This is a genomic window from Mycobacterium sp. (assembly GCF_035570115.1).
Classification (GTDB): domain Bacteria; phylum Actinomycetota; class Actinomycetes; order Mycobacteriales; family Mycobacteriaceae; genus Mycobacterium.
Genome location: NZ_DATMLH010000088.1, coordinates 42,728 through 65,400, shown reverse-complemented (window position 1 = coordinate 65,400; position 22,673 = coordinate 42,728). Strand labels below are relative to the sequence as shown.

Here is a 22,673-nt window from a genome sequence, read left to right as displayed (position 1 = left end):
GATGACTGCCGTCGACCAGTACGACCCCAGTTCGTACGACCCGCGTTCACCCGAGGTCAAGCAGAACATCGAGGACCACTTCGAGCACCTGCGCAAGGCCTGTCCAGTGCACCACCACGTGTTCGATGAGGCCGAGCTGAAGGAACTGAACGACAACCCGTTCGTGACCGGCCCGGTCACCGATCTGTACTCGTTCCTGAAGTACTCCGACGTCGAAAAGATCCTGCACAGCCCCGATGATTTCCTGTCCATCGAAGGCGCCGGGCCGGAGCGGATGACTCCCGTCGCTGGTACCGGAATGCTGGTGTGGTCCGACGGTGAACCGCACAACCGCAGCCGCAAGATCTGCCGTCCCGCCTTCGCGCCGAAGAACATCGCGGCGCTGGCGCCGATGCTTCAGACCCGCATCGACGAGCTGATCGACGGGTTGGCGGACAAAGGTCAGATGGACCTGATGTCGGACTTCGCGCTTCCGGTGACCAGCAGCATGATCGCGCACCTCGTAGGCCTACCGGTCGAGCGCAGCGCGGACGTGCTGGAGATGGGCTTCGCCATCATCGCGACGTTCGGTGGTGACGACGCGGCCTACCAGAAAGGCACCTGGGCGCTGGGGGAAATCAGCGCGTTCCTCGCCGAGGTCGGCCCGGAACGAGTGGCCGCTGCGGCCAGAGGTGAGGAGCTGCACGACGCGGTCACCCACATCTTGACCACGCCCGCCGACGACGGCTCCTACTTCACCCACGAAGAAGCCGTCGTCGCCGTGTCCCAGTTCTTCGGCGCCGGCATCGAGTCCAGCGCCACAGCGATGTGCAACGGCATCTACCTGCTGTGCACCAATCCCGGCGAGCGCCGCAAGCTAGAGGAGAATCCGCAGCTGATCGGTACTGCGGTCGAAGAGATCCTGCGCTACATGGCGCCGATCGAAGGCACCTGCCGCACCACGGCCAGAGCCATGGAGTTCGCGGGGCACAGCTTCGAGGCCGGCCAGAAGATCCGCCCCGTGTACGCCTCAGCCAACATGGACGAGGACGTCTTCGACGACCCGAAAACCTTCCGCATCGACCGGGAACGCTCCGAGTTGAGGCAACACGTGACGTTCGGACTCGGCGTGCACAACTGTCTGGGCTCCGCACTGGCCCGCCAGGAATTGAAGCTGGCCATCAACACTCTGCTGCGCAGAATCCCGACCCTCCAACTCGACCCAACCCGCAGACCCACCCGCAACACGATCTTCCTGGTACACGGCTTCAACAGCCTGCCCCTCATCTGGGAGCCCGACAGTGTGCTCCCCAGCGCTGCCATGTCGCCGACAGTGCCCGAAGTCACTCAACTCGAACCGCACTGACGCCGGTGATCCAACAACACCCTCACGCTCTTAGCCCGACGCGAGGTGCATTGACGCGATGTAGCCGAAGGTGGCACCTGCCGCAATCGATGCGCCGGGTCCCGGGTAGGCACGGCCCATTACGGTGGCCGAACAGGTCCCGGCGGCATAGGCACCAGCGATGACGCGCCCGTCGGTCGCGAGCAATCGGGCGTGTTCGTCGGTCAAGAGCCCGCCAGTGGTGCCGACGTCACCGGGATAGCACGGAACGGCGTAGAACGGTGCCGCGCTGATCTGCCCGAGGGCCGGGTTGGGCGTGACCCGGGGGTCGGCAAGGTAACGGTCGTAAGTGCTCTCACCCCGATGGAAGTCCAGGTCAACGCCACGAGCCGCCATTTCGTTGAACCGCGCCACCGTGGCGCTGAGACCTTCGGCGTCGATCCCGCAAGCAACCGCAAGACCGTGGAGCGTGTCAGCCTTGCGCACGTAACCCTGTCGGATCAGCGCCTTGGGGGTAACCCGAGGGAATATGTCGCCCAGGCTGTAGCGGTTGCGGTGTCGGGAGTCGATCACCAGCCAACTCGGTATGGCCGGCACCTCCGGGTCACGCCGGTAGATGGCCTGGCCAAATCGGCTGTAGTCGACGGACTCGTTGACGAACCGTTGGCCGCTGGAATCAACCACAATGCTGTGCGGTAGGCAACGGTCGTACAGATGCATTTCGCGGTCGCCGTCCGGGCGGACCGAGGTGCCCATCCAGATCGCTTCGTCCATCAGGTCGATCGCCCCCCCGACAGCTTGGCCCGCGAGAATGCCATCCCCCATGTCGCCGGGTCCGGCTAGTGTCCACGCCGTACTGGCCGGCGACCTGCCGTACTGCTTGCGCATCACGTCGTTGTGGCTGAACCCGCCACTGGCCAGGAGTACCGCGTTCGAGCGCACGACTTGGCGTGAACCGTCGGGCATGGCAAGCACGGCACCGGTCACCGCGCCCCTGGAGGTGGTCAACTCGGTCAACGCCACGTTGGTGTGGACCGGAATTCCGCGTTCAACGAGGGCAAGTAGGAGCGTGCCCATCAGCGAAGCGCCGAGGGAGTCGGGACGTTGGCCACGCAGTCGACCGACGACCGCGCGTCCAGCGACGCGTGCCGCGGTCAGCGCCCCCCGACGGGTCCGGGTCGCGACGTTGGCGCCGGCTACTTCTTCCATGTGGATCGGAACGCCGGGAAACAGATCGCGTTGGCGCAACAGATTTCGCCAGGGGCCAAGGCGATTGAGGTCGAACGTCGCCATTCGGACCGAGCGGCCTTCGGGCATTCCACCGGGCTCTTCCGGGTAGTAATCGCTGTAACCCGCGCACCGGTAAAGCTCAAGTCCCCGCGTACGCAGGAAGCTGATCATCGCAGGCCCCTGCTCGAGGAAGGCGGCGCGGCGTTGAGGGGATGACGGTGCTGACGGCTCACCCAGCACCGCCTCCAAGTAGGTCCGAGCGAGTCCTGCGGAGTCGGCAACGCCGTTTTCGCGCTGCAAGGGGTTGTTAGGCACCCACATCAGCCCACCGGACATCGCGCTGTTGCCGCCGACCCGATCGGTCTTCTCCACCACGACCGGGTGCAGTCCTCGAGCGTGCGCGGCCAGGGCGGCGACCGCGCCGGCGACTCCCGACCCGATCACCAGCAGATCCGCCTCCGACGGAACGGGTTGATCGCCGGGCTTGACCGTCGAGTTCATCGAGCTGTGCTCATCCTTGAATATCTTCCGCTAGCTTTCAGCGGAAAGTCAGCGACCACCGATGTCAAAGACTACAGCTCGAGAAATACCTAGAGAAGGCGGAAGACGCCGTTATGATGCCGTTGCTATCTTCATGCCACGACCCACGACCGCAGGGCAGGGTGTCATTCTGAAGCCTGCCGCGATTCCAGGGCTCTGTCTGAGCCCAGTTCAATCCGCCGGGTGGACAGGGCGCGATACATGTAGGTGGTTAGCTCTCGAATGATGCGCGCCCGGGTCGGATGCTTAGGTCCCTGTTCGAAGAGCATATTGTCATGGAGGACCAGGCCCATCACCATCGCGAACGAGCATCGCAGCGTCACCGGGATATCGATGTCGTGAAATTCGAGCTGCGCCGACGTCCGCCGAGCCCAGTCGTCCATCGCTCGAAGCTCGCGGCTCACAATCGATTCCTCGCCGGAGCGCCCGATTTCACCCGCATCGAAATACTCCGCACACGTGAACGCCAAGATCAGGTTTCGGTTCGCCGATAGCGCGTCGTACAGGCCCACCACGAAATTCCGCACGACCTCTTCACCGGTCTGCGGTTCAAGGTTGTTGCGAGTCCATTGAGTCATGAAATCGGTCATGAACTCGTGGTAAGGCTTGACGACGGCCGCTTCGAAGAGTTTCGGCTTCGACCCGAAATGCCGATAGATCGTGGGTTCGTTGACGCCCGCCTCCAAGGCGATGTCACGTGTGGTGGTCGCTTGATAGCCCCGGCTCGCGAAGAGATCACGAGCGGCATCTGTGATTAGTTCCCGCAGCACTAGCGAGGAACGGCGCTTCTTCGATCTTGTCCGCGTGAGCGGCTCCGATGCTCCTTCTCCGGAGGGAGCTGCAGTCATGACCTCAGTGTACGGTGGCATCGCCCGCCGTTCTGGCCAAAGACGTCGCACGCCCTCGGCGTCGGCATCGTCGAGGGAGCACACCCGAGAGCTGACTTGCGGAGAGAGCAACTGCTCTCAACCCGGCCCGCGGTCTCGGATGCAAATCTAGTATCGCTAGCGGGCCCCGCGCTGGCCGGACAGGAGAGCCAACGATGATTCGTCCTGAGGACGACCGGTTGCACCGGGGTTCAGTCGACCCATATTGGAACGAGAGCGCCTGGTTCGGATTCACCGCACCGGAGCGCACGCTGACCGGCTGGGTGTACTTCTACCATCGGCCGAACATGCAATACTCGGTCGGCGGGGTCGCCCTCTGGGACCCGTCTGGGGAGAACACCTGGGACTGCCTGTATTACGACTGGGGCAACCCGGCGGCGCTCCCGGCCGACGCTGAGATGTTCGACTTCACCTTGGACAACGGGCTCAGCGTGCGTTCTGCCAAGCCGCAGGAATCGTTCGCGCTCGACTTCCGCGCCGAGGGCTGCACCCTGGAGCTGAACTGGGACGCGGTAGCACCGCCGCAGTCCGCTGCTCCGATCGGGGCCGGTTTGCCACAGGGTTCCGACGAGTGGGGCAAGGGCCACTACAACCAGCCGGGCCGGATGCGAGGCACGGTGCAGCTGCCTGGAGAGCGGCTGGACATCGACTGTTTCTACGCCCGCGACCACTCGTGGGGGCCTCGGCAGTACAAAAGCAACCCGCGCGGCAACTTCGGCTCGGCGGTCGCATCCGAGGGCAGCGGATTCTGCGTTCTCGCCGTGAGCGACCAGCCGCCAGCGTCCGATCCATGTGTGCGCGTGGACGACCCGATCCTCTTCGGTTGGTACCTACGTGACGGAGTACCCAGCCGGCTGACCTCGGCCCGGCGCAGGGTCACCGAGCGGGGCGTGGACGGCCGACCGCTGCGCGTGGAGGTGCACGGGAACGACGAGCTGGGCCGCGAGCTGCACGCGGTGGGCACCTGCCGGAATACGCTGCGCTGGCACGGCTACGGCTTCATGTACATGTATTGGTGCTACACCGAGTGGGAGTTCGACGGTCAGCTCGTGGTCGGTGAAGAGCAAGATTTCTTCCCGGTGCAGCAGGCCCGCCGTCTCCTCCGATCGCTGCCCGGCTATCCGGTTTCCGCTGCGTCGATGTGAAAGCTGGGCGAGGCGGAAGCGGTCAAGATCCCCGACCCGGACGACCGGGCTTACACACGTTGAAGTAGCTAGCGGTCGCTTGCTAATTTCGCCTTTTGGGCCCTAGTCTGGGACGAGGTCGTCCGCCGGACCTGCTCTGAACTGCGATGACACCTCTGCCGAAGGGGCTTTACGATGACCGCTTCGATGCTCCGGCCCCAGGTCAGCGGCGCATGACGGGTGCTAGAACGGACGCCGGGGAGAGCTGGGACGTATTGAACGATCCGAGTGACCCCGGGCTGCACTGGACCACCGGCAACATCGGCGAGGCGGTACCGGGGGTGCAAACTCCGCTGAGCTGGAGCCTGTGGGGGCCCACCATCGAGGCCGGCATGCGATTGAGCATGCGCGATATGGGCGCGTTCAGCCGCGCCGAGTCGACACTGCCACCGAAGGGGCGCCAACTCTGCCAGGTGTTTTACGGCCGCGGAGCACTCTCGGTAGAGCTGCTGGCTCGCCTCGGTGACCGGATGCCGGGCACCACCGGCCAACAGGTGGCCACCGGCGTCTACGGCGACGCCCCCGACACCATCGACTATCGCCCGACGATCAGGCGCTATCCGGCGGTCGGGGTCGCGGTGCCGTATCAGATGTTGCGGATTGCCGGTCGACTGCGCGCGGCGCGGGCGGTCAGCGAAGAGTTCTGGCCACGCCAGACGCGCCGGGTCGGCGCACTCGGCCTGCCCGCAACTCTCGGGGTGTTCGCCGAGGCGGCCGCGCAATTCCGCTGGTGTGTCTACCTGCAATCGATGGCGCTGTTCTGCGCGGTGCAGCCGATGTACGACGCACTCACCGCGCTGACCGCTCGCACTGGCATCGGCGAGCCGACCGCGCTGGCCGGAGGGTATGGCGGCGTACCGGAGACCGAGGTGGTCGCCGACCTGTGGCGTACCTCGCGCGGCGAGATCGAGCTGGCCGAGGTAGTGCGCAAGCATGGGTTCCACGGGCCGTCCGAGGGTGAACTGTCCGGGCGTGTATGGCGGGAGGATGACACCCCACTGCGACGGTTGGCCTCCGACTACGCGGCACGGCCCGATGACGCCGACCCCCGACTGCGCGACCGCGAACGGCAGGCGGAGCGGCTCCGGTTGGAGAAGGAGCTGGTGGCGGCGGTGCCAGCAGTGCAGCGGCCGCTGGTGAAGCTGCTGCTGCGCCGCGCCGAAGTCAGCATCCCGTTACGCGGGGTGTCCAAAACGGCGTTTTTGCAGGCCTTCGACGTCGTGCGGGCGTGCGCCCGGCAGGCCGGCATGCTCCTGGCCGATGCCGACGTACTGGCCGACCCGGAGGACGTCTTCTTCCTCACCGACGCCGAGCTGCTCGGCCGTCCCACCGCGGACGTCCAGGAGGTGGTCGCCCTCCGCCGGGAGCGGCACTCGCACTACAAGACCTTGCGCCTGCCCGAGGCATGGGTGGGCGTGCCCACCCCGATCGTCGAGCAGCCGGTCAGCACCGCCAGGGCGCGGTCGGTCACCGGGGTTGGAGTAAGCCCCGGGGTGGTTGAGGGGCTCGCCAGGGTGATCACCGATCCGGCGTTCGATGAGGTCGAGCCCAACGAAATCCTGGTGTCCCCGACCACCGACCCGAGTTGGTCGTCGATCATGTTCATCTCTGCGGCGCTGGTGGTGGATATCGGCGGGGCGCTGAGCCACGCCGCCGTGGTTGCCCGAGAGTTGGGCATTCCGTGCGTGGTCAACACTCGCGACGGCAGTCGGCTGTTGCGCACCGGCGACCTGATCCGGGTGGACGGCGGGACCGGCACCGTGGAGCTGCTGAAACCACTCGAGTCGTAGCGGGTTGGTCGCCCTCGTGGTTCATTGCCAGGACCGGAAAGTCGCCTCAGCCGACGCGGCGGCGCGCTTCGGCGATGCGGAATTCGCGGGGGTTATCTTGATTTCCATGAATTCGGCGTCCCTGGCCGCCGCCAATCGGCGCGGAGTAGATGCCCGCACCTCCACCACTCCGCGGCAAGTGGATGGCTAAGTGAGCCGGACAGTGTCGGTCGAGCCCGCCGGAGTCGTGATCGAACTCGAGCCCGGGGAGAATTTGTTGCGCGCCGCCCAACGGTGCGGCTACCGATGGCCGACCGTCTGCAACGGCAACGCTGAATGTGGCGTCTGTGTGGCTCAGGTTGTTAGTGGCTTCGAAAACTGTTCCGAAATAGCAAGTCTCGAACGGGAACGAATTGTCGCTCTCAACAAGCCCGTCGACGGCAAGGCCCGGCTGGCGTGCCAGCTACAGATCAAAGGCCCGATCACCGTTCATCGGCGCGGCGTACGGCTGCGAGCCGCAGCGGACGTCGACCAAACAGATGCTTGATCTCTGCCACCGAAAGTCCATGCCGCCCGTGCAGCGACTGCGCTCGCACCAGTTGAGGAGTTGTTGTGAGCGTTGCCTGCGATGAGTTCGACCCGCTGATGCCCTCGACGCGGGCCGTCCATCACTGGACGACCGCCAACCTCGGCGAGGCTGCTCCTGGTGTGCTCACCCCGCTCGGCACGGCCCTGTGGGGAGCCACGGCCGAGCGCGCGGCCCGGAGGGCACCGTGGATGGTCGGAATGATGCACGATGCCGAGCTGAAGTTACCGGCAGATCCCGCCGACTGGTACCTGCGCGTGTTCTACGGACGACTGTCGTGCCAGGTCGAGTACATGGCCGCGATGGGTGATCGCGTGCCCGGCACGACGGGGCAGGACGCGGTCCGCTCACTATTTGGCGAGGCGCCCCCAGATATGACGTTCAACCCGACGCGGCGTTACTACGCGTCGATCGCGTGGCGCCTGCCCCGCATGTTCCTGCGGTTCCCCGCCACGCTGGGCAGGCTGGCTTCCGAAACGGACATGTGGTGGCGGGACTCGGTGGCGCGCGTGGACGCGATGACCCGGGACGACGCACTCAGGGTGTTCTCCGAGGCGGTGCGCCGTTTCGAGCGCACCAGCTGTCTCCAGATGGTCGGCACGTTGTGCAGCGTCCAGCCGCTCTACGATGCCGTCGAACGGCTGATCGCCCGGACCGGGGTCGGTGACATCGGTGTTCTCAGCGGCACCGGTGGCGCCGAAATGGCCGTCATCGCTGACATCTGGAAAGCATCGCGGCACCAGACAACGATCGAGCAGGTGGTCGCAAACCACGGCTTCCACGGTCCGGGCGAAGGTGAGATCTCCAGCGTGGTGTGGCGCGAGGATGACACGCCACTGCGCGATCTGATCGCCCGCTACGCCGAGCGGCCTGAGAGCGAGAGCCCGATCGCCCGAGAGCGTGCGCGAACCGAGGAGCTGGCCCGAATGCAGGCCGCCTTGGTGGCGGCACTGCCACATCATGCGCGTCCAGGGGCCAAGCTCATACTGCGTTTGGCGGCCCGGCGGATCCCGCTGCGTGGCGTCGGCAAACGCGCATTCCTGCAATCAATCGATGCGGCCCGCGCCTCCGCCCGTCGTGTGGGGGATCTGCTCGTGGAGGCCGGGCGCGTTCGGGACGCCTCGGACGTATTTCTGCTCACCGGTGAGGAGTTGCTGGCGGCGCCGCCCACCGATCTCGAGGACCTGATCGAGCGGCGGCGGCTGACGCGGGCAAGGTACCAGGCGCTCAGGCTGACGAGCACCCACTGGGTGGGCCTGCCCGGGACCGAGCCAGCTGGCGCCGCGGGCCCGACCGGCACTGACGGCGTGATCAACGGCGTCGGCGTGTCCGGTGGTGTGGTCGAGGGGACGGCGCGCGTCGTCACCGATCCGTCGTTCGCCGAGGTCGAACCCGACGAGGTTCTCATCGCACAGACCACCGATCCCAGCTGGTCGTCGATTATGTTCATCTCCTCGGCGCTGGTTGTCGACATTGGGGGCGCGCTCAGTCACGCGGCCGTGGTCGCACGCGAGCTGGGGATTCCGTGCGTCGTCAGCACGGGTCATGGGACGAAGCTGATCAAGACCGGAGACCGGGTGCGGGTCGACGGCTCCACAGGAAAGGTCGAGATCCTGGCCCACGGGCCCGCCCGCTGAGCGGGCGATGAGCCCGCCCCGGTCGTCCTGGTGTACCGCCCGCCGTCACGCGGTTGCGTACGTAACCGGCTGCTCGGCCTCGTGCGTCTCATCCAGCAGCGAGCGACGAATCAGGTAGAACATCGATACGAACCAGCCGCAGAACACCGTGAGCGGTATCCAGAATCCCAGCACGCCGTTCCACGCGAAGGGTCCGGTCTTGAAGAAAAACAGTGCTTGATCTGGGAGGAACGCGATAAAGGTCATGATGCTCTGGTAGCCGAACCATCGTGGGAACACCGGGTGTGCGCTCTTGTCGTTGAATGCCACGACGACCACGACGACGAACATCGGCATGATGAGCGACAGAGCGCCGAGGAATTGGAGCCAGGCGATGTCGTTGAGCATCCGGGTCGTATCTGCCGAGCGCTCGGTGGTTCGCCAGGTGGCGGCGATCCACCACAGCGGGGGGTAGAAGGTCAACAGGGCGTTGGAGTAGCCGGCCATGGTCATGGTGCGGGTCAGTGGTCCGGTGCGGCCTTCGAACCGGGCGACGTAGTCGGCCATCGTCGATGTGAAGGGAATGAATACGGCCGCGCCCCACATCACAATGACCATGCCGAGGCGGATGCCGACGACGTCCTGCCGGAAGAAGCCGGCGATCTCCTCGGCCCCCGCCGAGGGTTTGTGCAACGGGAAGAACCCGCCGACCACCCACCAGCCGAGCAGCAGCAGCGCGATATAGCCGATGCCGCACCAGGCGCCGAACAGATTGGTCTTCCGGATAACGGTTTCATGCATGGGTCGGCTCCTTTTCCATCAATACCTGACGGAGATCCGGCGTCCAATGATGCGTGGTATGGAAGACGGGCAGGATTCCCGGCGCGGCGTTCACCACGTATGGAATTGCCTGCAGGCACGGCGCCGCGACCGCGTGGTAGCTGGCTTCGAAATTTGGGTTCCCGGGAATCGCGTAGCGTTCACCGGTCTCGAGATCCGCCTTCAAGTCGATCACCGTCCGAATGCTGGGCCGCCCTTCGACGGACAGCACCCAGCCGGTGACGTCCTCCTTTACATGGCTGGGAACGGCCTTGCCGCCCGCGTGCCAGTTGTATTCGATTTGGAAGAACGGCTGGTCGCCAAGTTTGTCGAGGTAGCCGCTCCACCGTGTGGTGTAGCAGCACACCGTGCCTTTCTCGACCAGCAGCCCCGAGGGCGTTTGGATGTCTTCGGGCGCAACGGGAAAGATGCGCTCGACGGTGCGCCGGTCATAGGTGACGCCCATCATCTCGGCCCAGGCGTAGGTGACCATCTTGCCGTAGTTGTCGCCGAACGACAGGCTGTCGGCGTTGGCTTCGACTTGTTCCCTGGGCTGGCCGAAACCGATCACCCGCAAGGTGTCGATGCCAAACGCGCCGACATCCCAGTTTTCCTGGATCTGCGCGTGGCGGATGTCGGTGCACATGCTCGTCAACGCGGGCAGCACTCGGTCGCAAACCGTGTCGGGGTCCACGCCGGTGGCGTGGAAGACCGACCGCCCTTTTCGGCAGGCCGCTTCCAGACGATCTATGAAGGCCTGATCCCTGACGGCTTCCAAATGTTGGTACGGCAGGGTCGTGATGACATTCTTGCCCGCTTCGAGCAGCGCAATGATCTCGTCATCGGTGTGGTAGATCCCCATGTCCAGGGCGCTGTAGACGACGGCATCGCAGTCGATGCTCATGACGGCGGCCACGTCGGTGCTGACCGTGACACCGATCTCGCCGATGCCGATCAGCACGCCCGCGTCGACGCCGTGCTTGTTCTCGCTGTAGGCGCGCACGCCCACCAGCCTCAGAGCCGGGTTGAGCGTGCATTCCCTGATGCAGATCGCGCCAAGGCGACCGGGGCCCCAGACAATAACCCGAAACGGGTCTCGCATCTTTCCCCTATTCCCCATTAACGTTAGGCGGCACAAGCCTATGGTTGGGCCGGAGGACTGAGAATGGCGAATCCGGTCAGGATGCGGACCAACCAGGACGATTACAGCGGGCCGGCCACCGGCGAGCTCACCCGGCTCCGGCCGGCCAAGATCAACTTCTACCTCAAGGTCATGCTGCAGCAGGGATATCCCGGCGAGCAGGTACTGGCCGGCACCGGCATCGGCGTGCGGGATCTTGCTGACCCGCTGTATCTGGTGGAGATTTCGAAGTACATCCGGATCATTTCCAATATCAACCGCCTGTCCGGATCTGCCTCCCTGGCCTTCACGCTCGGCGAGCAGTTGACCCTCGGTGACCTCGGAATCCTCGGTTACAGCGTGATGACCTGCGAAACTTCAGACGAAGCGACGCGGCTGTGGCATCAGTACAACCCGGTCTTTTTCGGCAATCTGATTGCGATGGATTTCGCGCCCGTCGGCGATCAGTTGTTGCTGACTTATCTTCCCTATCCGCATATTCGTTCCGACCTGCTGCAGTTCCTGATCGAAGAGAAGATTGCCTGCGACATGGCCTTGCAGCGGCTGATCGGCATCAGGAAGTTCCCCGTTGAGCGACTGGCGCTGACCTACCCGGAGCCCGCGCATCTGCACCGTTACCGGGAACTGATGGATTGTCCGATACGGTTCTCCGCCGTCCGCAGCACCATGTTGCTCACCACCAACGCCATGAGCATTCCGCTGCGCGGTCATGACCCGGAAACGCACCAGCTTTGTCTGAAGCACCTGACGGACGTATTCAACAGCGTCAAGGCCGGCTCCATGGTCTCGCACAAGGTCCGGGCCATCCTTTACCAGAACCTGCACCGCCACTTGAGCATTGCCGATGTCGCCGAACGGCTGCACTGCACCGCCAGGACGCTGAACCGCAAGCTCGAAAAAGAAGCACTCAACTTCAGCGAGGTCAACATCGCCATCCGGCTGGAAGCGATTCAGAATCTACTCGCGACAACGGATCTGGAGATTAGGCAAATCGCTCATCGCGTCGGCTTTTCCGACGAACGCAGCCTGAGGCGCTTCTTCAAGGCCCACATCGGCAGGACCATTCAGCAGTTCAGGAAAGAGACGCTCGGGGATGGAATGAGCCTCGCCAGTCGGTAGCTGAGACGATCGCTGACCTCAACTCGTTCGATGCGACAGGGCTTTAACCGGTCAGAAGCGTTGTGTGTCAGTGCTACTGCGGCCCGTGCGCCGTCTGGACGGGTTGGCGCTGGACCACCTCGACGATCCCCGACGAGCCGTCGACACGAACGATGTCACCGTCACGAAGATCGCGGGTCCCCGATCGGGTGCCCGCCACGCACGGCACCCCGAGTTCGCGCGCCACGATCGCCCCGTGCGAGCCTGCGGCACCGATGTCGATGACCAGTGCGCCGGCAAGCGTCATGAGCGATACCCAGCCCGGATCGGTTGTCGGGCAGACCAGGATGTCACCGTTATCGATGGTGACGTCGTCGGCGGCGTCGCGCACGATACGCACACGCCCCTGCACAGTGCCGGGACTGACCCCGAGACCCCGCACCGTCGTCACGTCCGCGGTGGGCGACTCCGGCCGTGAACCGACGACCGGCTCACCCTCCCATGTCTCCGGGAAGTCTTCGGTCAGGAACGCCGCGTGCAATTCTTTGCGTGCGTCGATCGTCGCCGCGACGTGGCGGCCGTTCCACTCGGCGATTTCATCGCAATACAAATGGAATACATCGTCGACGTCACTGGTGATCCGTGCGGCGACCATCTCAGCGCCAACCACGCGAGCGGCGGCCCGGCCGACATCCACTGTTCGCAGCATCGACGTCTTGGTCCCCTCGATACTGCGCGCGGCTATCGGCGCCAGGTGAACCGCCAAGCGCGCCAACGGCCTTCGATGTACGGGCAACTGGGCGAGAACGGCCTCGACAGTTCGACGCCGATCGGCAACCATCCGGGCGCGGCGTTCGGCCGGTGGCTCCGCAGTGGCGAGAGCATCGAGCAAGCGCTCAACTGGCCGGCGGTCCTCGCGCCAGACACGGGCAGCCGGATCCCCCGAATTCGGTCCTTGATACCCGTGGTCGGCGATGAACCGGTCCAGGGACTTGCGACCCGTAGCCACGTGAAACAAGTCATCCGCGATGCGGGCTTCTTCGGTCGCCGCTGCGCCGCCCAGCAGCGTACCCACGATTTCAGGCCGCCCGACGAAGTCCGCGACCGCGGCCAGCTGGGCGGACACGGCTTGACCGAACACCCGCATCCAGATCTGCAGTCGCAGTGTCGTGATGAATTCTGCCAGTGCCGCGTGGGCAGTGCCGATGGGATCCAGGCCCTCTCGCAGGGAGTTGCCGTCGACGCAAGCGCGCCACCAAGCCTCGACCCTTGCGTGATGCTCACGCGCTTGCCGGCCGCCGGTGAACATCACCGCGGGGATGCGGGTCATCAGCGCCCCCATGCGTCCGGCAGGCGGATCCTCGACGATCCGGTCGCGTACCGAGCCCAGCAGATCGCGTTCGATGTCATCACCGGAAACTCCCGGTAAGGCACCGAAGATGCGCCGCGCCACATTGACGTTGCCGCTCAGCCGGCCATGGAAGGAGGCGACAATTCGTTCGCGCACCGGCAGTGGAAAGATCGACTCGCCGGCGTCGATCAACCCGAGATGGTGGAAGCCGCGCCGAAGACCAGACTCCACTCCGTACGCGTAGTAGCTCCAGGCAAACGGCTTCATGATCCCAGGCATCAATTCACCGGTGTTCACCCGCGTCCACAGCACACCATCCGCTGGAGGACACGTCAGACCTTGGTGGCTGCACCCCGCGCGGGCGTCGGACTCTGAAGGCGGAACAACCTTCATGCTCACGCTCCCTGAGGCCGCGGCAGCGTCGATTGACGTGCGCTGCGCTCAAGGAAGCCGACGCCGCGCTCGCCGTCCGCCGTCGTCAGGGCGACGATCCCTTCGACCATGACCATCGGGTCCGACGACACCTGCCAGTCGACGCCGTTGTAGTTGTCACCGTCCTCGGTGATGGTGATGGGCAGAGCATGAATAATACTGGCATTCAGTGTCATCGGGCCCGACGGCCCGTCTACCACCATCACGTTGTCTACCGGTGCACCGGTAGCGTCGCTGAGTCTGGGCGCCTCGAACTGGGTGATGGCTGTCGTGACACCGTCTTCCATGACCAAGCCGATCGGTTCAGCAGCGGTACGGTCGTCACGGAACACCGTGAAAGCATGAACCACCCACCGGGGCATCAGCGCGATCATGAACCGGTGGCCGTGCCAGGCACCGAAAGTCCTAGCGCCGCTGGAGTGGTCCTTGAATCCGACGCCGTGAAGTGGATACTCGACGCCGTCCACCCATAATGTGCCTTCAGTGGTGGCGGCTTGTTGGATGTGCAGCATTGACGCGAAGTCCTGTTCGCGATCGGTGCTCGAGTACACATCCCAGACCGGTGCCGCGGCGGTAGCGGTCACCTGCCACCGTACTCCGGCTGTAGGTCCTGCACATCCACGCGAGGCTGCGCTGAGCGCGGCCGTGCTCGTCAGTTCGCATACTCCGTCAAACCTGGAGTGCCAACCACTTTCGCTGATTGTGAGGCTCAGGTTCTGCGAATCGAGACCGGCCGGACTCACGTTGCGGAACCAGAACCGGTCAACAGCCAACAAGCCATCTGGAAGGTACGCGGCGATATGCGCCCACCACATGTCAAGGTCTTTACGGAACCGCCCAGTGTGAATGTAGATACCCGCTCCGGCCTCTACGCTCCAGCAGCAATGCCATCGCGTCTCGCTCCACAGTGGCACGGTGAAGTCGGCATCCGCGTTCCGGTCCAAAGTAGCACCGGCGGAAAAGCTGCGGGGTCGCGAAGCCTGGCGCCTGTTCATTGAGCCCTTCGACCGCCGGTCATGAAGCTGGGCACGGGTAGGGCGTCGCGCCATCGCGGACATTGTTGTCGCACATGCCGTTTGTGAGGTAGGCAGGGTAGTGCTCCCAGGGGCCCGCGTACGGTGCAGCGAGCATAGCGGGCGCGAACGAGACAATCACCGTGAGCTGAATGAAGCCGATAACGGCAAGAAGGGAAACGAATCGGCTTCGGACCGTTCGGGTTTGATTCCGCTCCAAGAAGCTCTCGCCACGGTCGTTGCGGTGCATGCGAAGGGCAGTTACCGAAGCAGTGATGAGGGCGAACGTGAACGCCGTGGTCAGCGAATACCGGTTCGCATCTTGCAACCCCGGCGGCGCGAGCAGGTCGGGTCCTGAGGCGTACTTCCACAAGCCGAGATGAACTGCAGGCACTTCCATGACGAAGTCAAACACCGCACCAACCAGGCCAGCCCAGGCGACGGTATGCCACACACTCCAACTGCCGACGCGTGGACGGACCTTGCTTATCACCCATGCCGCGAGCAGCGCCGCGACGAGGACATCGACGTAGAGAAGGGGAACGATCAAGGGTTCTGGCGTGTTTCCGCATTGCGTGTTCAGGACGCCGGGCATGTCGCCGCACCAGGCACGCACATTGACGAACTGCGAGCTGTAAAGAAATATCTGCTTGTAGAACATGAACGCGGGATCCAGCCAGGCCGATGACAAGAGCGCAACCGCGATCATTGCGTCTAGGGTGAACCTCTTCTGGCGCAGCGCATTCCGCGCGATGTATACGATCAGCGCGATCGTTATCGCGAGAAACACCAGCTCGAATACCCGGGCGGCAACCCACGATGTCGCGCCGGGATCGCGAAACCGAACGATGGACTCAACGTGGCCCCGCGCGAGCCACCGCACAAAAGTCGACGCCTGCCAAGCAAGAAGCACCGCACCTGCTACGGCGAAAAGCCACGTCAACGCGCCCCGCCGCCGATTGGGCAGGTGAACAAGACGATCGGGCTCCGAAGTAAGGGTCCGGGTGATCGTCATCGTTGGACTCCTATGCTCGTCGCTACACCTGACTGGTGGCAGCCTAAGCCAACGCGCATCACATTATCAACCGATCGTTCGAGGTTTTCTGTCGAAGGTTCAGGGCCGCGATCGACTCCCAGTCGCGCTGCGGCACCAGAGTTCCCCACCAAAGGCGGGACGGCGCGACCAACTGGTTTGGCCCTCATCCTCAACTGATCGGTCGACATTCTCGGGAACTCATACTGCGAGGCCCGAACCTACGTAGTCGCGAAGGCTTTGCATGGTCTCTGCGAGCAGATTGACATTGGCGACCGCGTCGCTGAAGTCACCAGTAGTGACGAGCTGGCCATAATTCGCGACGAGAACGTGGGTCATTCCGGCATCGATGTACGGTGCGATCATGTTCGCAATCGTCTTCGGACTGCCGGTGAACTTGGATTGCGCCACGATCTCGGGCGGGACCGACTGGGCGATTCGGACCGCGTCCTCGCGTGACCACTCCATAGGAATCAGGTCGCGGGCATAGTGGAATTCGTCGCCGAACGGGTGCGGTGGGTTATCCGGGTTCCACTGGTGCCATGACGCTCCGCTCGGCATCATCACCGCTGCGTCCCAACGCAATGCGAGGTTGTCGCACAGCGCTTCGGCCGCCGCGTCGGTTTCCTCCATGACACACAAGAACATGCCCATGAGAATCTGAGCATCGGGGTCCCGGCCGGCCCGCTCGGCGAACTCGCGCAGCTCTTGGCGGCGGCCGGCGAACCATTCAGCGTCTCCACATGCCGGAAAATAAGACGCCCACCCGTCAGCGTGGGTGCCGGCGATCTCGATGGAACGCCCCGGGCCGCCGAGCACGACGATCGGAGGCGGCTGGCCGACGTTGTACGGATTGAGGCTCAGGATGGCGTCTTCCAACTTCCAGATTGGTCCGTCATAGGACACGGGATCGTGGCTCGCCCAGAGCTTCTTGATGATCTTTATCGACTCCTGCAGATGAGTGAAGGGCCTCCGACGCTCCAAGCCATACGGGCGAAACTGTTTGGTCTCGCCGGCGCCCATGCACAACATGAACCGGCCTTTGCTCATATGGTCAACGCTCAACGCCAGCTGAGCCAAGTTCGCAGGTCTACGGCGAAGCGCATCGCTGACACACGAGAGCTGCACTTTCTCCGTGACGACGGCCGCCGATCCGGCAAGCACCCAGGGATCCATCCAACAGTCGATGTCAAAATTGGCCGCGGCCTTGACCAACTCGGGTACCCACATCGAGCGCGGGATCGTCAGGTTCAACTGGTCGAAGAAAATCGAGAAATCGATACCTGTCGCGTCGGCCATCTGAGCCCCGGTCAGCACGTTGTCGGCCGGGGGAAAGTACACGCCCGCGTTGCCGAGCTTCACCTTGGCCATCCGAACACTCCCGTTCTCCTCGAGGAACACCTGGCACAACAAGATGTCGCCGAGCGCTACGACCACCCCCGCCCGACGCCTCCGGTCGTTCGGAACAAGTGCGGGCGGGGCGGACGGTCCATCCGGACACCACGGCAGGTCGTAACGTAACCCGCGTTACGCCAGTCTGTCAATCGTTCGGTTGAAAGAGCCGCGCTCGGTCAATGACAGCGGACCGCTTGCGCGATACTGCCCTGATCCAAGGCACTTTGACCATCACGGCTACTCCCGCGGCCTAGGATCAGCGAGCACTGAACGCACCCCATAAGAGGTCTTTTTGGACCGAATCCAACCGTACGTATGGTGCAGCTTCGTCGGTCACCGAGCAGCCTGAAACGGCGCGCGGCTGCCACCAGCAACGGTCGTACGTGCGGTTGAAATGAGGCCATCTGGCTAGCAACGCCTATCGGTCTGCGGTTGGCAAGAACAGCCGAATCACGCGCTCCATGTACACGTATATGCGTTAGGCAAAGGCAATTTCACTCTCCGGCGCCGGTCTCGCAGGAAATCTCAGGCAATCGCCGTAGCTCACAACCGAACGGCTGATAACCTTGGCTCTTTGCAAGGAAGGGACTACACACCATGGTGCATGTGGAATCGCCAACCACGACCACAACCCGCGCTGTCGTCAGCGCGGCATACGCAGCGGCCAGCAATTCCGATATGGCGGCAATCCTGGAGATTCTGGATCCCGACGTGGTTCTGCACGAACCGGCCAGCCTGCCCAACGCCGGTGTTCACCGCGGACTGCAGAATGTGTTGCGAGCGCTGGCGTACGTCTTCGAGGACTTCGACATGTCCCGGCTCACCGTCGATGAGCTCATCGTGGACGGCGAAAGGGCGGTTGGCCTGGTCAACCTCACCTTGCGTGGCCGCGAAATCCAGAGCAGCGTCGCCGAGGTGTGGCGAGTGCGCGGCGGCCGAGTGGTGGAGATTCGCCCGTACTACTTCGACACGGCCGCGATCTTGGGGCCGATCATTTGGTCCTGGAGGTGATTCCCTGGCATCGGAACCGCAGGGGTCGCGGCGCTCAGGTGCGGCTCAGCAGATCGCGGGCGATGGTTCGCACCTGGATCTCGTCGGTTCCGCCGTAGATCTGCAGGACTTTGGCGTCGCGGTACAACTGTTCGACGTGGTTCTCCGCCATGTAGCCATTGCCGCCGAACACCTGCACCGCCTCGCTCGTAACGTCCACTGCCGCTTGGGCCGCATAGAGTTTGACGGCCGACGCCTCGGCCATCGTCGGTCGGACGCCGGCGTCGGCCATCGCCATGTACTGCAACAACAGGTGTTCGGTATTGAGCCGCGCCACTTCCATTTTGGCCAGTTTGAGCTGGATAAGCTGATAGTCACCGATCGGCCTGCCGAACTGCACACGGTCGCGGGCATAGGCGACAGACAACTGCAGACAGCGCTCGATGATGCCCAACGCGGTCGCCGCGATGCTGGCCCGCTCCATGGCGAACGTAGAACTCGCGCCCGAGCTGCCCGATCCCTTCGCGGCATTCCGCGCTGGTCCCTTGAGTAACCGGTCTTCCCTGACCTGAACGTTCTCGAGGTGAAGCTCACCGGTCGGCGAGGAATGCTGACCCATCTTGCGCAGCGGCTTGCTCTGCAAGAGCCCGGGCATGCCACTGTCGAGGACGAAGGTCATGATGGGACGCTGCCGAGACGGTGTGTCGGACCCGTCGTCGAGCTTGCAGATGAACACCAGCGTGTCCGCGTAGGGGCCGTTGCTGATGTACGTCTTGCTGCCATTGAGGACCCATCCCCCGTCGACGGGACGTGCGCTGGAACGCATCCCGCCGAACGCGTCCGACCCGGACTCAGGCTCGGTGATCGCCCACGCGCCAACCTTTCTCAGCGTCAACAGGTCGGGAGCCCATCGCCGCTTCTGTTCATCGGACCCGTCCCGAAGGATCGCACCCGCAGTCAGGTCGATGCTGGTGCCGAGCGCGACCGCCAAACCGGGGCTGCACCGGGCGAACTCGACCAACGGGATCAGCTTTTCCGCCGCGTCACGAGGTGGCCGCGGACCACCCGACATTGTCGCCTCGAACCGCTCGATCGCGCTCTCGCCGACGCCGAACTCCTTGTAGAACTGACGCAGCACGTCGTACGGCGGCAAGCCCTCGAACTCCAGCGCCTCACGTTGTGGCACAACCACCGTCTCCACGAATTTGCGTACCGCCCGCCGGTACAACGTCTGTTCCTCGGTCCAGCGCAGCATGGCCGATCCCTTTCTCTCCTACTGGTGGTGGCGTCAGCTGGCGGACCAGCGCGGCGCGCTTCTCGGCAAAGGCGCGTGGGCCCGCCTTGCCGTCAGATCCGTTGCACGAGGGTTCCGGTGCCGAGCCCGCCGCCACAACACATCGTGACCAGCCCGTATTCGCCGTCGCTCCGAACCAATTCGTGCACAGTCTTGGCGACGAGGGCCGAGCCCGTTGCCCCCAGCGGATGACCCATCGCGATGGCGCCGCCGTTGGGATTCACGGTGGCCATGTCCGGCGACAACTCGCGTTCCCAGGCCAGCACAACCGAAGCGAACGCCTCGTTGATCTCCACGACATCGATATCGGACATGGCGAGCCGGTGAGCCTCGAGCAATTGGCGTGTGGCAGCGATGGGGCCGGTGAGCATCAGTACCGGGTCGGTACCCACCAGCGCCGTCCCGACCACCTTGGCCAGCGGGCTCAGACCTGCCGCAGCCTCCGCCGACATCAACAGCACCGCCGATGCCCCATCGGAGATCTGCGACGACGTCGCGGCGGTGTGCACGCCGTTCTCGCGGCCGGTGGGTTTGAGGGTGGCCAGCTTTGCCAGCGTCGTCTCCCGGACTCCCTCGTCGGCAGTGATGGTGCGCGTCTCGCCGGTGGGCTCTCGGTCATCGCCCAGTGCCGGCGCGTCGACATCGACAAGCTGTGTCGCGAATGCCCCCACGGCCTGCGCGGCCTTGGCGCGGTCTTGGGACAACTTGCCAAATGCGTCGGCGTCGCCGCGGGTGATCCCCCACCGTGCTGCTATCCGTTCGGCCCCCTCGAACTGGCTGGTGTACTCGTAGTGTTTCCAATAGTTGCGGGTGACGGGCTTACCCAGGTGACCGTCGCGGGGCACTGTCGAACCCATCTTCACGGTGCTCATCACCTCCACCCCGCACGCGAGAACCACATTGGCGGCGCCCGAGGAGATCAAGGCGTGAGCGAGATTCACCGCCTGTTGCGAGGAACCGCACTGAGTATCGATCGTGGTCGCCGGTGTCTGCATCGGTAATCCCGCCGTCAGCCAGGCTCCGCGACCCACGTTGAACGCCTGCATGCCGACTTGCCCGACACAGCCGGCCACCACCTGATCCACTGCCGTGGGGTCGAGCCCGGCGCGCTGCAGAACAGTCTGCTGCACCAGGCCGAGCAGCTCGACCGAGTGCATTCCTGCAAGTGCACCATCGCGCCTGCCGAACGGCGTCCGCACGGCCTCCACTACCACCACATCAGGCATGCGCACCTCCGGATCGACCAGTCAACATACTGTATGTATAGCATATGATATTGGCGGCTACAACACGGCGTCGAGGATCGGTAGATGAATTCAATTACGTTGCAGGAGTTTGATTTCCGCAGACCGACGACGCCATCGCGCGGCATCCCCGCGGAATGACGTGGCGCTTGGACGTCGACTATCGGTGCTCACGCCGGTGTGAGACCGATTGCCACCTCTTGGACGATCGTGGCGACGGGATCGCCACCGACGGTGCGGACTTCGCCATAAACCAATCCGCGGCCGCCGGCCAAGGCCGGGGAGCGGGATTCAATGAGCAGCCAGTCGCTGAGCACGGGACGCTGATGAAACCACATCGCGTGCTGGGTAGTTCCATACCGAATCCTGCGGTCGTTGCCCTGGCAGCCGTGCTCGAGGCAGATGGGCTCAAAGAAATAGATGTCGCTAACGAACGTCAGGACACACTCGTGGACGGCGACCGCGGCGGGCAGGTCCTCGAGCGCCCGGAACCACAGTCGCCGAACGACCCCGTGCTCCTGCGTCGACTCGTCGTGATAACGAATGTCGAAATCGGTCGCCCTGACCGCGCGCGCCCGATGCGGTAATCCCTTCGCCGGCAGGCCATCTGGCTTCTCCCCGGGGTCCCGTCGGCCGTGGGACCAACCGTCGCGGGGGGTGTGGAACGAAACTGTGCCCACCGCAACGGTCCGGCCATGCTGGGTCGCCGTCACCCGCCGCACCGCCGAGGAGCGACCATCGTGGGCGCGTTCCACGTGATAGTCGACGGGTAGCCCGCCATCGGCGGGCTGCAGGAAATGGATATCGAGGCCGCTCGTGGCGGGCGGACCCACGGTTGCGGCGCGGGCCGCCGCGAGCAGCCGGGCGGCCAACGTGCCGCCATACATCCGGCCGCCGAGCGGATCGCAGTCGCGGCCACGCCAGGTGAGGTCGGCGATCTGGTCCACCGCGAATCTGTCCAGGACGGTGGCACCGGCCTTGTCGGGCGCCGACAATTCCGAACTAGCCACGCGACTTCTCCGGCGCACTCGCGCCCTGCGGCAGGCCGCCTTTCGCGGCGTACTCCACGATGACGAGCGCCAGCCGCTGATACCGCTCCACCAACTGCTCGACAGTGATGTCACCATCGTTCCGATACCAGTTCGGGATAGCGTTCAGCGTCGCCAGCAGCGAGCGGCACGCGTCGTCGGGAAACGGCGTCGCAAAAGCCCCACGTTCGACGCCCGCCTGTATCAGCTCGGCGAACAGGTGCTGCACTTCGTCGCGCCTGGTTGCCAGGCGATCCGCGAATTGGGGCTCCAGATTACGGAATTCGCGGATGAAGAGCAGACTCTCGTTGGGCAGCAACGCGCGGTAGCGCACGGTCGCATCGACCAGGAGAAGGAAGGACGACACTGGATCGGCGCCCGGGCCTATCTCCGTCATCCGTTGTTCGTAGATGGTGTGAAATGCATCAACCGCGTCGTTGAGCACCTGATAGAGCAGTTCCTGTTTGCTGGTGTAGTAGTGGTACAGCACCGACAACGTGATACCCGCCTCGCGGGCCAGATCGCGGATGGAAACTGCGTAGTACCCCGAGGCGACGAACTCACGTAAGGCGACTTGACGCAGAGCTGTCAGCGCGGCCTGGCTGTTTCGCTCAGCTCGCCGTGCGGCGCTACGTGGCCCGGATCCCTTGGCAGCAGCCCCACGTCGCTCTTTGGTCACCGACACAGTCTCGCACCTCC

19 protein-coding genes are annotated in these 22,673 nt (G+C 64.2%); 7 read left to right on the top strand and 12 right to left on the bottom strand.

All coding sequences use genetic code 11. The annotated features are described in order from the left end of the window. Window position 1 precedes the first annotated feature (1 nt). Entirely contained in the window at window positions 2-1,345 is a 1,344-nt protein-coding gene (locus VNW74_RS07855) for a cytochrome P450 (protein WP_325676039.1), read from the top strand. A 30-nt stretch (window positions 1,346-1,375) separates the two neighbouring features. Here the strand turns inward: VNW74_RS07855 and VNW74_RS07850 are convergent, their stop codons facing one another. Both VNW74_RS07850 and VNW74_RS07845 read right to left on the bottom strand, forming a co-directional pair. Next, window positions 1,376-3,055, bottom strand: a complete 1,680-nt coding sequence (locus tag VNW74_RS07850) for an FAD-dependent oxidoreductase (RefSeq protein WP_325676038.1) — start codon at window positions 3,053-3,055, stop codon at window positions 1,376-1,378. Window positions 3,056-3,219: 164 nt separating this feature from the next. Next, window positions 3,220-3,942: a helix-turn-helix domain-containing protein gene (locus tag VNW74_RS07845; protein WP_325676037.1), complete on the bottom strand. Its 723-nt coding sequence runs from the start codon at window positions 3,940-3,942 to the stop codon at window positions 3,220-3,222. Window positions 3,943-4,136: 194 nt separating this feature from the next. On the opposite strand from VNW74_RS07845, the gene VNW74_RS07840 reads away from it, so the two are divergent. From VNW74_RS07840 to VNW74_RS07825, 4 genes are all read left to right on the top strand, one after another. After that, window positions 4,137-5,126, top strand: a complete 990-nt coding sequence (locus tag VNW74_RS07840; protein WP_325676036.1) for a DUF7065 domain-containing protein — start codon at window positions 4,137-4,139, stop codon at window positions 5,124-5,126. Window positions 5,127-5,338: 212 nt separating this feature from the next. Further along, on the top strand, window positions 5,339-6,955 hold the full coding sequence (locus tag VNW74_RS07835) for a PEP-utilizing enzyme (RefSeq protein ID WP_325676035.1): 1,617 nt from the start codon (window positions 5,339-5,341) through the stop codon (window positions 6,953-6,955). 190 nt (window positions 6,956-7,145) lie between these two features. Continuing rightward, window positions 7,146-7,481, top strand: a complete 336-nt coding sequence (locus VNW74_RS07830) for a 2Fe-2S iron-sulfur cluster-binding protein (protein WP_325676034.1) — start codon at window positions 7,146-7,148, stop codon at window positions 7,479-7,481. Between the two features lie 65 nt (window positions 7,482-7,546). Beyond that, complete coding sequence (locus VNW74_RS07825) at window positions 7,547-9,157, top strand: PEP-utilizing enzyme (protein ID WP_325676033.1); 1,611 nt, start codon at window positions 7,547-7,549, stop codon at window positions 9,155-9,157. 45 nt (window positions 9,158-9,202) lie between these two features. Here the strand turns inward: VNW74_RS07825 and VNW74_RS07820 are convergent, their stop codons facing one another. Together VNW74_RS07820 and VNW74_RS07815 are read right to left on the bottom strand one after the other, a co-directional pair. Then, the gene (locus tag VNW74_RS07820) at window positions 9,203-9,937 is read right to left on the bottom strand and encodes a hypothetical protein (protein ID WP_325676032.1); all 735 of its coding nucleotides are present in this window, start codon (window positions 9,935-9,937) and stop codon (window positions 9,203-9,205) included. After that, entirely contained in the window at window positions 9,930-10,958 is a 1,029-nt protein-coding gene (locus VNW74_RS07815) for a hypothetical protein (protein ID WP_325676031.1), read from the bottom strand. The genes VNW74_RS07820 and VNW74_RS07815 overlap by 8 nt, the downstream gene beginning before the upstream one ends. Before the next feature lie 162 nt (window positions 10,959-11,120). Between VNW74_RS07815 and VNW74_RS07810 the strand changes: the two genes are divergently transcribed. Further along, entirely contained in the window at window positions 11,121-12,215 is a 1,095-nt protein-coding gene (locus VNW74_RS07810; protein ID WP_325676030.1) for an AraC family transcriptional regulator ligand-binding domain-containing protein, read from the top strand. Between the two features lie 73 nt (window positions 12,216-12,288). Here the strand turns inward: VNW74_RS07810 and VNW74_RS07805 are convergent, their stop codons facing one another. From VNW74_RS07805 to VNW74_RS07790, 4 genes are all read right to left on the bottom strand, one after another. Then, window positions 12,289-13,938 carry a PEP-utilizing enzyme gene (locus tag VNW74_RS07805; RefSeq protein WP_325676029.1) on the bottom strand — a complete coding sequence of 550 codons (1,650 nt, stop codon included), beginning with the start codon at window positions 13,936-13,938 and terminating at the stop codon, window positions 12,289-12,291. A 2-nt stretch (window positions 13,939-13,940) separates the two neighbouring features. Next, window positions 13,941-14,561, bottom strand: a complete 621-nt coding sequence (locus tag VNW74_RS07800; protein ID WP_325676028.1) for a hypothetical protein — start codon at window positions 14,559-14,561, stop codon at window positions 13,941-13,943. A 430-nt stretch (window positions 14,562-14,991) separates the two neighbouring features. Beyond that, window positions 14,992-16,005 (bottom strand): spirocyclase AveC family protein, encoded by a 1,014-nt coding sequence (locus VNW74_RS07795; protein ID WP_325676027.1) that lies wholly within the window; start codon window positions 16,003-16,005, stop codon window positions 14,992-14,994. 219 nt (window positions 16,006-16,224) lie between these two features. Next, window positions 16,225-17,460, bottom strand: coding sequence for an LLM class flavin-dependent oxidoreductase (locus tag VNW74_RS07790; protein WP_325676026.1), 1,236 nt, complete (start codon window positions 17,458-17,460; stop codon window positions 16,225-16,227). Between the two features lie 564 nt (window positions 17,461-18,024). Here VNW74_RS07790 and VNW74_RS07785 point away from each other — a divergent pair. After that, window positions 18,025-18,429: a nuclear transport factor 2 family protein gene (locus VNW74_RS07785; RefSeq protein WP_325676025.1), complete on the top strand. Its 405-nt coding sequence runs from the start codon at window positions 18,025-18,027 to the stop codon at window positions 18,427-18,429. Between the two features lie 34 nt (window positions 18,430-18,463). Here VNW74_RS07785 and VNW74_RS07780 read toward each other — a convergent pair whose 3' ends face one another. The 4 genes from VNW74_RS07780 to VNW74_RS07765 all read right to left on the bottom strand — a co-directional run bounded on the left by VNW74_RS07780 (window position 18,464) and on the right by VNW74_RS07765 (window position 22,653). Next, window positions 18,464-19,663, bottom strand: a complete 1,200-nt coding sequence (locus VNW74_RS07780; protein ID WP_325676024.1) for an acyl-CoA dehydrogenase family protein — start codon at window positions 19,661-19,663, stop codon at window positions 18,464-18,466. Between the two features lie 92 nt (window positions 19,664-19,755). After that, the gene (locus VNW74_RS07775; protein ID WP_325676023.1) at window positions 19,756-20,928 is read right to left on the bottom strand and encodes an acetyl-CoA C-acyltransferase; all 1,173 of its coding nucleotides are present in this window, start codon (window positions 20,926-20,928) and stop codon (window positions 19,756-19,758) included. Window positions 20,929-21,116: 188 nt separating this feature from the next. Continuing rightward, the gene (locus VNW74_RS07770) at window positions 21,117-21,956 is read right to left on the bottom strand and encodes an acyl-CoA thioesterase (RefSeq protein ID WP_325676022.1); all 840 of its coding nucleotides are present in this window, start codon (window positions 21,954-21,956) and stop codon (window positions 21,117-21,119) included. Next, on the bottom strand, window positions 21,949-22,653 hold the full coding sequence (locus VNW74_RS07765) for a TetR/AcrR family transcriptional regulator (RefSeq protein WP_325676021.1): 705 nt from the start codon (window positions 22,651-22,653) through the stop codon (window positions 21,949-21,951). Before VNW74_RS07765 ends, VNW74_RS07770 begins: the two co-directional genes overlap by 8 nt. Between the last annotated feature and the right edge of the window lie 20 nt (window positions 22,654-22,673).